The sequence below is a fragment of the Pradoshia sp. TA40_28 genome (assembly GCF_059694525.1).
This window is the reverse complement of record NZ_JCATZO010000012.1, coordinates 25,505-38,826: the sequence shown is the minus strand read 5'-3', so window position 1 is coordinate 38,826 and position 13,322 is coordinate 25,505. Positions and strand designations below refer to the sequence as shown.

14 protein-coding genes, 1 tRNA gene and 1 riboswitch are annotated in these 13,322 nt (G+C 38.7%); of the genes, 3 read left to right on the top strand and 12 right to left on the bottom strand.

The annotated features are described in order from the left end of the window. Nucleotides 1–165: 165 nt before the first annotated feature. From nfsA to queG, 4 genes are all read right to left on the bottom strand, one after another. Complete coding sequence (nfsA, locus tag AC58NB_RS14755; RefSeq protein WP_497427585.1) at nt 166–903, bottom strand: oxygen-insensitive NADPH nitroreductase; 738 nt, start codon at nt 901–903, stop codon at nt 166–168. Between the two features lie 112 nt (nt 904–1,015). Further along, nucleotides 1,016–1,492 carry a tRNA (uridine(34)/cytosine(34)/5-carboxymethylaminomethyluridine(34)-2'-O)-methyltransferase TrmL gene (gene trmL, locus AC58NB_RS14750; RefSeq protein ID WP_491076299.1) on the bottom strand — a complete coding sequence of 159 codons (477 nt, stop codon included), beginning with the start codon at nt 1,490–1,492 and terminating at the stop codon, nt 1,016–1,018. A gap of 72 nt (nt 1,493–1,564) precedes the next feature. Then, a complete protein-coding gene (locus AC58NB_RS14745) occupies nt 1,565–2,434 on the bottom strand; it encodes an amidase domain-containing protein (protein ID WP_497427584.1) in 870 nt (289 codons plus the stop codon). Nucleotides 2,435–2,503: 69 nt separating this feature from the next. Then, entirely contained in the window at nt 2,504–3,643 is a 1,140-nt protein-coding gene (gene queG / locus AC58NB_RS14740) for a tRNA epoxyqueuosine(34) reductase QueG (RefSeq protein WP_497427583.1), read from the bottom strand. Nucleotides 3,644–3,726: 83 nt separating this feature from the next. On the opposite strand from queG, the gene AC58NB_RS14735 reads away from it, so the two are divergent. Beyond that, a complete protein-coding gene (locus AC58NB_RS14735) occupies nt 3,727–4,416 on the top strand; it encodes a B3/B4 domain-containing protein (protein WP_497427582.1) in 690 nt (229 codons plus the stop codon). Between the two features lie 59 nt (nt 4,417–4,475). On the opposite strand, the gene AC58NB_RS14730 is transcribed toward AC58NB_RS14735, so the two are convergent. Together AC58NB_RS14730 and AC58NB_RS14725 are read right to left on the bottom strand one after the other, a co-directional pair. Next, nucleotides 4,476–4,546: transfer RNA gene (locus AC58NB_RS14730), tRNA-Gly, on the bottom strand. A 123-nt stretch (nt 4,547–4,669) separates the two neighbouring features. After that, nucleotides 4,670–5,455, bottom strand: coding sequence for a glycosyltransferase family 2 protein (locus AC58NB_RS14725; RefSeq protein WP_497427581.1), 786 nt, complete (start codon nt 5,453–5,455; stop codon nt 4,670–4,672). 220 nt (nt 5,456–5,675) lie between these two features. Between AC58NB_RS14725 and AC58NB_RS14720 the strand changes: the two genes are divergently transcribed. Beyond that, entirely contained in the window at nt 5,676–5,933 is a 258-nt protein-coding gene (locus AC58NB_RS14720) for a hypothetical protein (protein ID WP_497427580.1), read from the top strand. A gap of 111 nt (nt 5,934–6,044) precedes the next feature. Here AC58NB_RS14720 and AC58NB_RS14715 read toward each other — a convergent pair whose 3' ends face one another. After that, nucleotides 6,045–7,613, bottom strand: coding sequence for a Na+/H+ antiporter NhaC family protein (locus AC58NB_RS14715; RefSeq protein WP_497427579.1), 1,569 nt, complete (start codon nt 7,611–7,613; stop codon nt 6,045–6,047). A gap of 143 nt (nt 7,614–7,756) precedes the next feature. After that, nucleotides 7,757–7,937, bottom strand: a riboswitch (Lysine riboswitch). A 129-nt stretch (nt 7,938–8,066) separates the two neighbouring features. Here AC58NB_RS14715 and AC58NB_RS14710 point away from each other — a divergent pair. Continuing rightward, nucleotides 8,067–8,483: a DUF1796 family putative cysteine peptidase gene (locus AC58NB_RS14710; protein WP_497427578.1), complete on the top strand. Its 417-nt coding sequence runs from the start codon at nt 8,067–8,069 to the stop codon at nt 8,481–8,483. A gap of 85 nt (nt 8,484–8,568) precedes the next feature. Here AC58NB_RS14710 and AC58NB_RS14705 read toward each other — a convergent pair whose 3' ends face one another. From AC58NB_RS14705 to AC58NB_RS14685, 5 genes are all read right to left on the bottom strand, one after another. Beyond that, nucleotides 8,569–9,276, bottom strand: coding sequence for an ABC transporter ATP-binding protein (locus AC58NB_RS14705; RefSeq protein WP_497427577.1), 708 nt, complete (start codon nt 9,274–9,276; stop codon nt 8,569–8,571). Beyond that, nucleotides 9,276–10,055 (bottom strand): ABC transporter ATP-binding protein, encoded by a 780-nt coding sequence (locus AC58NB_RS14700; protein WP_497427576.1) that lies wholly within the window; start codon nt 10,053–10,055, stop codon nt 9,276–9,278. The genes AC58NB_RS14705 and AC58NB_RS14700 overlap by 1 nt, the downstream gene beginning before the upstream one ends. Next, nucleotides 10,030–10,998, bottom strand: coding sequence for a branched-chain amino acid ABC transporter permease (locus tag AC58NB_RS14695; RefSeq protein ID WP_497427575.1), 969 nt, complete (start codon nt 10,996–10,998; stop codon nt 10,030–10,032). The genes AC58NB_RS14700 and AC58NB_RS14695 overlap by 26 nt, the downstream gene beginning before the upstream one ends. A gap of 13 nt (nt 10,999–11,011) precedes the next feature. Further along, nucleotides 11,012–11,890 (bottom strand): branched-chain amino acid ABC transporter permease, encoded by an 879-nt coding sequence (locus AC58NB_RS14690; protein WP_497427574.1) that lies wholly within the window; start codon nt 11,888–11,890, stop codon nt 11,012–11,014. A gap of 73 nt (nt 11,891–11,963) precedes the next feature. Further along, nucleotides 11,964–13,139: an ABC transporter substrate-binding protein gene (locus AC58NB_RS14685; RefSeq protein WP_497427573.1), complete on the bottom strand. Its 1,176-nt coding sequence runs from the start codon at nt 13,137–13,139 to the stop codon at nt 11,964–11,966. Between the last annotated feature and the right edge of the window lie 183 nt (nt 13,140–13,322).

Below are 13,322 nucleotides of genomic sequence, written 5' to 3'. Positions count from 1 at the left end.
GCATAAGACGAATACTCGGAGGGAGGGTTCTTCTCCCGCAGAGTATTTGCTTATGTCCCGAACTCCTAGGCCCTGAAGCTAGATTGACTAAAAGGCTAAAACAGCCTTATGCAACAACAAACCCCTTACTTTCACCTAAAAGTAAGGGGTTTGTTGTGTTTTTATTTATTTTAGAGCAAAGTGTTTGGATTTTACGAAATCCATCATAAATTCACGCTGTTTGCTTGTTAGCATACCAATCATTTGTTCTGTCCATCTGTCTTGTCTTAAGCCGTTTGTACGTTCGTTGTAGTAGGCTGAGATGATTTCATTGTATTCTTGAAGTTCGGTCTGTTTGTCCTCATAACTATTCTCATGAAAGACTGCTTTCAATGGCAGACGCGGTTTAATGGCCGAATCATCTTCCGGATAACCAATCGCCATTCCAAAGAGCGGAATGACACGGTCAGGTAATTTCAATAGCTCAGAAACCTTTTCAATATTATTCCGGATTCCACCGATAAAGCAAACACCTAGTTTCATCGATTCAGCGGCAATGGCAGCATTTTGCGCAGCCAAAGCTGTGTCAATTAATGCAATTATGAATGTCTCCATACTTTCCAGATTTTGATCTATATTTGTACCTTCTAGATCAGCAGCCAGTTTATGTCGATGATAATCTGCACAAAACACTAGGAAATATCCATTCTGTTCTACATAGGACTGTCCGCCCGCTAGCTCAGCCAGTTGTCTTTTCTTATCAGGGTCACTGACCCCAATAATTGAATAAGCCTGTACAAAACTTGATGTTGAAGCAGATTGAGCTGCGCTGACTATCGCTTCAACTTGCTCTGTTGATAAAGATTGATCTTTAAATTTTCGAATCGAACGATGATTCTTTAATAATTCAATCGTTTCATTCACTGGACTAAAGCTCCTTTCTAATGTTTCGTCAACCAATATACCAAACTATACGGATGTTATCTAAAGATATGTTTAACGATTGATAAAACAAAAACTTCTCGCAAAAGAGAAGTTATGTTAAATGGATATAATTTTGTTGGCGTAATGCTTCATAAATGACAATCGCTGCTGTGTTCGATAAATTAAGTGAACGAACATGAGTATCATTCATAGGCAGGCGTAATCCTCTTTCAGGATGCTCTTCTAATAAATGCTTTGGCAGACCCGTCGTTTCTCTGCCGAAAATAAAGAAGTAATCTTTAGTGGTATCTTCATATGAAATATCACTGTGATAATTCTTAGCAAACTTCGTGATATATAAAAATTCCCCACCACTGTTCTTTTCAAAAAATTCCTCAATTGAATCATAATAAATAATGGTTACATGCTCCCAATAATCAAGTCCGGCACGCTTCAGCGCCTTATCGTCAGTTGAAAATCCCAATGGACGGATTAAATGCAGAGTTGTATCAGTAGCCGCGCATGTACGTGCAATATTACCCGTATTTGCCGGAATTAATGGTTGATATAAAACAATATGTAAAGACACTTTTTCTCACCTCTGGATAGTATAAGCAGCCTTTATTATAACATTATTTTTCCTTTTCCAAAAATGAAAGCCCTAATTCGTTAGGATATGAAAGAATTTATATTGAATATTGGGAGTGTAAGCTGTGGAATCTTCGTAATTCCAAAATCTTAAACGACTGTTTGTTGTATGAGCATTCACTAATGGATTCCCATACTCATCCTTCCCTGTCACAATCGTATTATGATTGTACCGGCCATCTCCTTCAAAGTCATAACAAATAATATCCCCGATCATTAATTGGGCAGGATTCTTCACTTCCTTCGTCCAGGAAGCCGCCTTTAACATCAGCATAAAAGCATGTGCCACTGTCCAGCTAAAGCTCCAATTACTTTTCCCTTCAATCCACCAACCTTTTGAACGATTAGGCTTACCCCACATTGGTAAACCACCTGCATATAAGCATTGAGATATATAATTCGTACAATCATCCGTAAATTGTGGATAGTTGGGGTTAAAGGAATTCCACCATCTTTCTGCATATTGCACAGCCTTCAACCGATTATAAGCAATCTTTACGCGTGGTGAAGTCAAATCTAAATTCTGAAGGAGCTCTGGTTCCAGTACTTCATGCTTGATGCTTAATTCCTGATCATATAAAAGCTCCATTCCTTTAAAAGAAGCTTTGCGTAATTCCACTTCTTCCTCCAAATAAAATTGTGTTCCCTGCTTAATCACAAACTTCCAGTGTATATCATAAATGGCATCTATCACTTCTGCCCGCTCGACCCTTTTTTTCACTTGCCCCTTAGCCATTACTTTTACGATTTCTCCCTCACGCTTTAGTAATCCATCCCTCTTTTTCAACAGGCTTTCCATTTTATCTTTCTTATCCACAGATGAATTTTCGCTAAGTTTTTGTATTCTTTCCTCGACCAATTTTTGCAATTTCTCTTTTATCAATTCATTCACACTCCTTTATAAAAAGTATGATGAATGTATAAAATCCATACAAAAACCGGAGTAAAAAAGTTACTCCGGTAAAATAAGGCGATCGATTGCTCCTTTTATTTCATCCACTACTATCTGATCGTCCTCTTTTGTTAGACAATCCGTTAAAATATCTTTTGCTTCCTGCCCACCTATTTTCCCAATAGCCCATGCTGCTGTAGCTCTGATAACAGGTCTAGGATCCTTCTGCAGCAATTCTTTTATAGAACCAATACTATCCTGATCCTTAAAGTGTGCGAGCGCCATAATAGCATTTCTTTGAATTGGCATCTTTCCACGCCATGAACCTGAAACACTGCCAAACTTCTCTTTAAATTGGCGATTGCTTAATGTTAACATGGCCTCAAGCTGAGGTTTAGCCAATTCAGGATTCGGCTCACATTCAGGATGAATATGAAAGTCTATACGGCGATTATATGGACAGGATGTCTGACAGGAATCACATCCATACACCCGGTTGCCCATTTTATCTCTGAATTCATAAGGAATTATGTCCTTCGTTTGAGTCAAAAAAGATATACATTTCTTAGCATTAATTTGTCCGCCCTGAACTAAAGCTCCGGTAGGACAGGCATCCAGACATTTTGTACACGTTCCGCACAAGTCCTCCATTGGCGTATCTGATGGTAAAGGAATATTTGTAATGATTTCACCCAGATACATATACGACCCAAATTCCTCATTTAAAATAGAGCAATTTTTCCCGCTCCAACCAATACCAGCCCGCTCTGCTACAGCGCGATCCACTAATTCTCCAGTATCAACCATTGAGGATACGAGGGAGTTCGGCACCCGCTCTAAAATAAATGCTTCAAGCTTAGCCAATCTATTCTTTACTACGTAATGATAATCCATCCCCCATGAGGAACGGCTAAAAATACCACGCCTGTCGCCTGCTTTACTTTTAGGTGCATTCTTGAGTTTGGAAGGATAAGCTACGGCAATCGCTATAATTGATTGAGCTTCAGGCATTAGCCTTCTTGGATCGGTCCGTTTATCCAAATCTGCTTCTTCAAAACCTGATGCAAAATTAAGATTCTGTTGGTCAATCAGCCGTTTCTTTAACACCTGGAAAGGATCAGCTGATGTAAATCCTATTTTATCAATCCCGATTGTCTTGCTGTATTCAATGATTTCATCCTTAAGGATACGAAAATCCATCTTAGCCTCTCCTTTCTAGGAAATATGTATAACTCTCGTATTTATGGTAAACTATATCCAATCATTTTTGGAGGTGTAAATTTATGCAAATTCATGTAGATCGCCAATTGTTTGAAAGGGCCGGCGATATAAAATTCGGTATTATCTCCCATCAAAAGATAGTTGCAGATGTTATACCTTCCATGCTGGTAGGACGCCTTCAGCTCTTTATCGAACATTTACATACTGAACTGGAAAGTAAACCCTTGAATGCATACGAAGGGATTGTATCATGGAGGAAAGTATTTAAACAAACAGGAAGCGATCCTTCCCGCTATCGCCCTTCTGTGGAATCATTATTTCGTCGCGTCAAAAAAGAAGCGTATACGCCATCAGGCAATTCAGCGATCGCTCTTAATAATTTTTTCTCCTTGCAATATACATGCCCATTGGGAATATACGATTTAGCAAACGTGAAAGGTGATGTAGCGTTCCGAATCGGTACACTTGAGGATTCATATGAAGGTTTAAATGGCCGTGTAAACAAATTGGAGGGGATTATCAGTTCTTTTGATCAGACAGGTCCATTTGGCAGCCCTTATGTAGATTCTGTACGCACCAGTGTAAATGAGCATACTTCAAAGGCATTGCAAGTCATTTATTTTTATCCTGAAATGACTAATGAACATGCACAGCAAATCCTGCAGGCGATATCCAAAATGTTTATCCAAGTCCATGGCGGAGAGTCTACCATCCATCTATTAAATCAAAAACAAAATACTATCAAAATATAAAAAACGCAATGCTTCGTACTCCAAGGTTACGAAACACTGCGTTGTTAATGGGTTGAAAGAGCGGGTGAAGGGAATCGAACCCTCATCATCAGCTTGGAAGGCTGAGGTTTTACCACTAAACTACACCCGCAAAGATGATAAATCTTATACTAGCAGAAAGTTTATCTCATTTCAACCTTTTTTCGACAAAAACCGCAAAAAAAATCCAATAAATAAACAGGCATCATTAGAAGGAACAGATGCCTGTCTCATCTTATTCTTTTAAACTACGATTTCTCTTAGCCTCATGTTTCGCATAGTTCACTAAGCAAAATGCAGATTCAACGACACTTAATTTTTCCACTTCACGATATAATGACCAAATCTTTGTCGCAGTTCGGTAATTGTTCTTTTCCAATATATAATTGCTTTTTCTTAAATAACCATGAACCTTGTTTAATCTCTTCGCTTTAAATCCTCTTTTTAACACTGCTAGCCAGAGGGCAAAATCTTCAGGTATATTTCGATTGTTAGTCAATCGGATCTTACCGACCTGATATAGGTCAATCATGACAGTCGAAGTGCCAATTGTTGTTGTATTTCTTAATAGGTCTTGATATGTAAGTTGATTAGGCATCTCGATAACAGGCTCATAAGCTTGGTTCCCCTCATCAATAAATTGATAATCCGTGTAACTAAATGCCAAGTTATGCGCTTCCATAAATTCAAGCTGTTTTTCCAATTTATTCGTTGCCCACAGATCATCGCTGTTAAGAAAGGCGATATAATGACCTTTAGCTGCCTGAATAGCCATGTTTCTGGCTTCTCCCGGCCCTACATTCTCCTGCAGGGTAATTAATTTTATTCTGGAATCTGCCATCAAGTACTCCCTTATTATACTCCTGCTATGATCAGTAGAGGCATCATCAACAATAATTAATTCCCAATTCTCATAGGTTTGCTTTTTAACTGACTCAATGGTTTGACGAATAAATACCTCTGAATTATAGCTTGGCATAATAATGGATACTAATGTCTTAAATGGAATACTGCTTCTCATGATCTCCCTCACACTCCTAAAGCATTCATACTCTGATGAAATAAATCTCCTAAAGATAAATTATATAAATATAATATTATGTATCCATTTGATTAACCGATTAAACACTTTTAAGAAAGTGATTTTCAGACTATTTAAAAGTTTTTCATAAGTAATATTTACTATAATATCTTATATGGATTATCATGGAAGAATAAGTGTGGAAGGGAAGTGTCTTTCATTGAAGATGATTATTCAATCATTGGTTGTTTCCCTTATTATTCATTTAATCTATATAGGAGGATTGCTCCTAGCAGGCTATATAAAAACGAGGAATTATATACCTGATCTTGATCATAAATGGGAGAACGTTAAACTCCTTCAGAATGACGTTGCTTTTGGAATATCTGTCTCTCCTCTGACTTTCCTAGTTAGCTTCTTCGGAGTTGCTATAATTTACAGTTTACTATCCAGTGCCTATAAGAAAATGATTAATTGAAAGATATCGATATGGAAAAAGAAACAAGCTAGAGAAACCTAGGTTATCACGCTCTTCTTGTAAAAATGAAAAAGATGACTGGTTTCCCAGCCATCCTGTTATATGAATTCCTTACACTTTTGTAGATATTCTTTTTTGCGGTTTAGCCAATAAAATAAAGGATGCAAGCAAAAGCATGACAATTATCAATGAAAGAAGAGTACTTCCTGTAAACCCAAGAACAATATACCCTACCATAGCAATACCTGCACTGATTAAAGCGTATGGAATTTGCGTCATGACATGGTCGATATGATTGGCACAGGCACCCGTGGAAGAAAGAATGGTTGTATCAGATATAGGGGAACAATGGTCACCAAATACCGCACCTGCCAAAACAGCTGCCATAGCTGGTAGTATCATTGTAATATCTGTCGCTGCAGTGATTTCTCCCGCGATCGGAAGCAAAATACCAAACGATCCCCATGATGTACCTGTTGCAAATGTCATCAATCCTGCTATTAAAAATAAAAGTAATGGAAGGAAAGATACATTTAAGTTTAAATCTTGTACAAGTCCAGCCAAATACTGGCCAGTTCCCAATTTTCCTATTAGATCGACGATTGTCCAGGCAAATAATAAAATATAAACTGCCGGTAGCATGGCACCGATTCCGTGTTTTACTCCTGTCATGAAAACATTTATAGATATTCCATTCAAAGTAAAGACTTGTCTTAAAAACATAATGATTGTTACAATAATGCCAATTGTACCACCAAGCACCAATGATTTCGTGACATCTGTATTTTCAAAAATAGTCAGAAGTGTCGCATGACCGGCAACTGCCTGGTAGCCAGTCCAAATCATTGCTGCTACTGTACCAAAAATAAGAGACACAATGGGGATAACCAAATCTCCGACCCCGCCTGTCGTGCTTCTCGGTAAATCTTCTTTTAATTCACCCGGGACTGTTTTGGACGGATTATATAGGATTCCCTCCTCTACAGCTCTTTCCTCGTGTAATTTCATCGGACCAATATTCCAGTTACGATAGATCACAATAAATACCATCGCTAAGGCTGCAATCGCATAAAAATTCATCGGAATCATTTGAATGAATGCTGATAAGGAACCATATTCTGTCACTTGATGTGTAGCGAAAATGCCCCCAATCAATGCAATAATATAAGCTCCCCAGCTGGAAACCGGCATGATTACACAGATGGGAGCAGAGGTAGAGTCAATCAGATAGGCAAGTTTAGCTCTCGGTATCTTATGCCTGTCTGTAATCGGACGTGATACTTGACCAACTGCCAAGGCATTAAAATAATCATCAATAAAAATCAGTATTCCAAGTAATGCCGCTACTAATTGTGCACCTACTCTTGTTTTTACATGCTTCACCGCCCATTCGCCAAAAGCACGGCTCCCACCTGATATGGATATAAAGGCAGTAATAACACCAAGGATGAGCAAGAATAAAATAATATATATATTGGATACATTAAGTGATCCATCTGAAATAAAGATTCCTTTTACAGCATCCCATATAAGGATACACGTCTCTCCCATTTTAAAATCAGCAAGCATTAAAGCTGATGCTACAATTCCGACTCCAAGGGATAATAAAACCTTCCGTGTTACAGCCACCATTAAAATGGCTAATAAGGGGGGAATGATTGTATAAACTGTCGCTTCCATTTTTTCCTCCTTCAAATAATTAGAGGCAACCCGCCGTGAGTGCTGTATACTTGCCCTCTTTGCTTGAACATAAAAGAAAATAAAGAAGGGCTGCACTAGAGAAATATCTACTGCAGCCCTGTATCAGCTTTTCTTTCTCCATCACGACCTGTAGCTCCTCATTATAAGAACCTCTTATAATGACAGTGTTGCTTTTGTTCAAAACAACCCCAGCAAATTCATTTTTGACTAATCAACTTGCTTCGGCAGTCTCCCCTTTCAGCTATGCTCTCTGTTGTCATCCTCACATAGCTTACTCTTGAAGCCTGCACCTCTACCCCATCGGAATGATAAGGTACTATTCTATTATTGTTATTTTAATATAACAGATTGCGATATTATACACAATGTAGAATAGATGTGTATTTTTTTACAATCATTTGATTAATTAGTTAGAACTAAACCTACGTCCTCTTGGATACGGTCAACAATATTACATCCGTTCATGATTTTCCGGTAACTGAAAATCCAGATTGGCCTTCAGCTTATAATGATTTTCGAGTAAAATTGAACCGGAGAATTGATAGATTTATGGATAAAATTAGAACAAGTCAGTCCTCTTTATATATTAGATTACAAGCAACTTATGAAGAGGCCCTTGAATTTCGAACTGTTATAAGTTCCCTAACAGACAAGCCTTTTACCATTCTCATTGTAAATCCTATAGAAGGAATTTCAGCCATTGAGGAGACAGATTGGAATTTAGATCAAATGGTATGTGTGAACGTTCCCATTAATTCAGCGTATGATTTCTATAATAATATGATTAAAAAATTGGACCCGGAAGATTGGGCAAGAATTTTATCTGGTATTCATATTCAATTGCCGTAATGATAGCAAGCCATGAACCTATTATAGGGATAATGGCTTACATAAAAAACTCCTCTGCAGGAAGTTACAGAGAAGTTTTAGCCCTTTAATGCCCGCCAAGATAAGCCATCTTAACCTTTTCACTCGAGGTTAACTCATCTGCCGATCCTGAGAGAACGATTTTACCCGTCTCCACGACATAGGCCCGATCAGCAATCGATAAGGCTAAATTAGCATTTTGTTCAACAAGCAGGATGGTTGTTCCCGCCGCATTAATCTCTTCAATAATACGAAAAATCGTTTTAACAAGAAGCGGAGCCAGTCCCATAGATGGTTCATCGAGTAAAAGTAATTTTGGCTTAGCCATTAAGGCCCTTCCCATTGCAAGCATTTGTTGTTCTCCACCAGACAGGGTTCCTGCGGGTTGTTTCAATCGTTCATTCAGCCTGGGGAAAAGATCAAAGACCTTCTCCATATCCTCTTTAATCCCAACTCGATCCTTACGTAAATAAGCACCAAGCTGTAAATTTTCATCCACGGTCATATTGGCAAAAACTCGGCGTCCTTCCGGTACATGAGAGATTCCTTGCTTCACAATCGCTTGTGCTGCTTTTCCGGCAATCGATTTACCCTGATACATGATTTGGCCTTGCTTCGGTTTAAGTAAACCTGAAACTGTTTTGAGCAATGTACTTTTTCCCGCTCCATTTGCACCGATCAATGTGACAATTTCCCCTTCCTCAATATGAAAGGATATACCTTTTAATGCCTGAATGTTCCCATAGTAAACATTAATATCTTCAACCTTCAGCATCAGGATACCTCCTCGCCAAGATAGGCCTCTATAACCTTAGGATTATTCCGTACTTCATCCGGTGTTCCGTGTGCGATTAATTGTCCGTGATCAAGTACATAAATACGTTCACATACCCCCATCACAAGCTGCATATCATGCTCAATTAAAAGTACCGTTAAATCAAATCTTTCACGTATTAAGCTGATTAGCTCCATCAATTGGCTCGTTTCTTTAGGATTCATACCTGCTGCCGGTTCATCCAGTAAGAGTAGCCGTGGGCTCGTCGCTAAAGCTCTTGCTATTTCAAGCCTGCGCTGCATTCCATAGGGAAGATTCTTGGCTTTTTCATCTCGATACGAATCCAGATTAAATATTTTTAAGAACTCGACGGCTTTTTGGTCCATATCTTTTTCTCCTGAAAAATGACCTGGCAATCTTATGATCGAACTGACCATAGAATGTTTAGCCTGTGAATGGTAGGCAACTTTCACATTGTCAATAACAGACAGATCTCCGAATAGACGAATATTTTGGAACGTCCTGCTAACTCCCTTTCTAGTAATCTTATAGGGTGGCAGTTTATTTAGTTTTTTTTCTTCTAAATGGATGGTTCCTTCTGACGGTACGTATACTCCGGTTAAAAGGTTAAAAAAAGTGGTTTTTCCTGCTCCGTTCGGGCCTATTAACCCACATAATTCCCCCGGAAACAGCTCCATATTAACATCTGCTACCGCTCTTAATCCCCCAAAGCGAATTCCAATATGATCAACCTTAAGCAGTGGTTTGCTGGTTTGCATCCTTCGCGCCTCCTTTTGTCTTCCTTTTGAAAAATGAAGTAATCTCTTTTGTCCCCATTAATCCCTGTGGTCTGTATAGCATTGTTACAATTAAAACAATACTGTAAAGGATCATTCTCGTTTCAGGATAATCTGATAAGAAGGAGGAAACGAATGTTAAGAGAATCGCTGCAATCACAGAGCCAGACAAACTGCCTAATCCTCCAAGTACAACGAAAATTAAAATATCAAAGGACCTCAGGAAGCCAAAGGTAGATGGCTGGATAATATAAAAATTATGAGCATATAACCCACCGGCGATTCCGGCAAAAAAAGCTCCTATGACAAAGGCAGCCACTTTATAGTATGTTGTGTTAATTCCCATGGAATCGGCCGCTGTTTCATCCTCTCTAATGGATATACAAGCACGCCCATGGGTAGAATTAGTGAAATTCCTTATCACGATAATCGTCACTAATAGACAGCCAAAAACCCAAGACCAGGTTGTCATTTGAGTGACCATCATTCCTCTTGCTCCGCCAATATAATCCATATTAAGAAAAACAATACGGACAATTTCTCCAAACCCAAGTGTAGCAATGGCTAAATAATCCCCCTTTAGCCGTAAGCTTGGTATTCCAATAATCATACCGACCAAGGCTGCTATTATGCCTCCAATTAACAAGGCGATAAAGAAAGACATCTCAAAATTCATGGACATCACTGCAGAAGCATATGCCCCCACTGCCAAGAAGCCTGCATGTCCAATCGAAAACTGACCTGTGATGCCTATAATCAGATGTAAACTAACAGCAAGAATGATATTGATTCCTATTGTAATAATAAGATTGATATAAAAAACATTTAAAAATTCGCCTGAAATGAGAATCTGTATCACGGTAAACAAGACGAATGAGAGTAAAATAGAGAGCCAAAAACCTTTAACCTTCTTTAGAATCGTCATCGCTATGTCTCCCTTACACTTTTTCTCTTTTATTTTTTCCGAATAAGCCCTGTGGCATAAAGATTAAGATTAAGATAAGAACAACAAATGCAGCTGCATCTCTCCACAAGGATAAACCGGCCGCACTAACTAAAGCCTCTACTACACCAAGCAATAAGCCGCCAACCATCGCTCCCGGAATAATCCCAATTCCACCAAGCACGGCAGCAACGAAGGCCTTTAAACCTGGCATAACACCCATTAACGGTTCGATTTTTGTATAATAGGTCCCAAAAATAACACCTGCCGCTCCGGCAAGGGCTGACCCAATAGCGAAAGTAGCAGAGATTGTATTATTTACGCTGATTCCCATTAATTTAGCTGCATCTGCATCAAATGAAACTGCACGCATCGCTCGGCCGATTTTCGTTTTATGAACAACAAATTGTAGGATCATCATCAGGCAGAGGGATACTCCCAAAATCATCAGAGACTGACTTTTTATCGTCACACCTAAAATATCTATTGTATCTTTTGGAAGAACATTCGTTGGATAGGCTTCAGGCTGTGCTCCTCTTATAAAAATCATTCCGTTTTCGATTAATAAGGATACCCCTATGGCCGTAATAAGTGCTGCTATACGAGTCGCATTACGCAGGGGTTTGTACGCAATTCGTTCAACCAAAACCCCAAAGATGGCACAGACAACCATAGCAAGAAGAAGTGCAGGAAAGAAAGATAATTCCATAATCGTAATGGCATAAAAGCCTATAAAAGCCCCAACCATAAATACGTCACCATGCGCAAAATTGATTAGTTTTACAATTCCATATACCATCGTATAACCGAGTGCAATTAATGCGTAAATACTACCAAGTGATATACCGTTTACAAGTTGCTGAATGAATTCCATAACCCAAGACTCCCCTCGGTCCTTATATTTTAAAAATAGGAAGCTTTTTAACAAAGCTTCCTATTCCTCTTTCTTATGGATTTACCTTCGTTTCAAAAACTTGCTCACCATTTTCATATTTCAAAATGGCCGCTGACTTAACCGGATTATGATTTTTATCCATCGTTAAATTACCAGATACAAGTGGTAGATCTTTTGTTTCAGCAAGTGCGTCTTTTATCTTCTCCGGTGTCGCATCATCCCCTGCACGTTTGATTGAATCAGCGATGAAGTGGGCTGTATCATAACCAAGGGCAGCAAAGGCGTCAGGCGATTTATCTTTATATTTCTCTTTAAAAGCTGATACAAAATCCTGGATCTTTTTGTCCGGGTCTCCAGCCGAATAATGGTTCGTGATAAAAGTATTATTCAATGCTTCTGTACCGGCAATCTCTATTAACTTAGGAGAATCCCATCCATCTCCTCCCATAACCGGAACATCAATCCCTGCTTCACGAGCTTGCTTTAAAATTAAGCCTACCTCTTCATAGAATGCTGGGACAAAAACAAAATCCGGATTTGCTTTTTTAATCCTTGTCAGTGTCGATTGGAAATCAGTATCTTTTTGTAGGAATGCTTCTTCCGCTACAATTTGACCGCCTGATTTTGTAAATGCATCTTTGAAAGCAGCTGCCAGCCCTTTGGAATAATCGCTTGAGCTATCAATATAAATAGCAGCCGTTTTTGCACCTAATTCCTGCTGAGCAAAGTTCGCTGCAACCGTTCCCTGGAACGGATCAATAAAGCAAGTTCTAAAGACATATTCATTAACCTTACCATCCTTGGAAGTAATGGTTTCGTTCGTTCCTGTTGGTGTAATCAATGGCACTTTATTATCATTAGCGACTTGGACCTGTGCTAGTGTATTCGTACTTGTTGCTGCACCAATCATGACATCCACCTTATCTTGGCTGGCGAGCTTTATAGCTCCGGTCGTTGCTTCTGCAGCATCTGATTTATTATCGTACTTCACAACCTCTAGCTTTTTGCCTCCTACACCATCTTTGTTTATTTCCTCAAGTGCCAGTTCCATACCTTCCACTATTGATTGCCCGTATGATGCTCCACCACCGGTTAACTCAAGATTAGCTCCAATTTTGATGGTATCCTCTTTTTCTCCACCGCTTGATTTCTCTCCACCGCATCCGGCCAAAACACCCATACCTAATGATAATGAAAGAATAATACCTGCGAATTTCTTCTTTTTCATTACACATGCCCCCTGTTTTTTCATATAGATAAAGATATGAAACGGTGATTTGATTGAAAGATTAAAATATTCTGAATATAGTTTAACCCCTACTGGAAAATATGTACATATATTTTTTTAGATTAAAATTTTACACTCTATCTCTTTAAAAATTCCTTTAATTCTATTGGAATAATTAGTTAA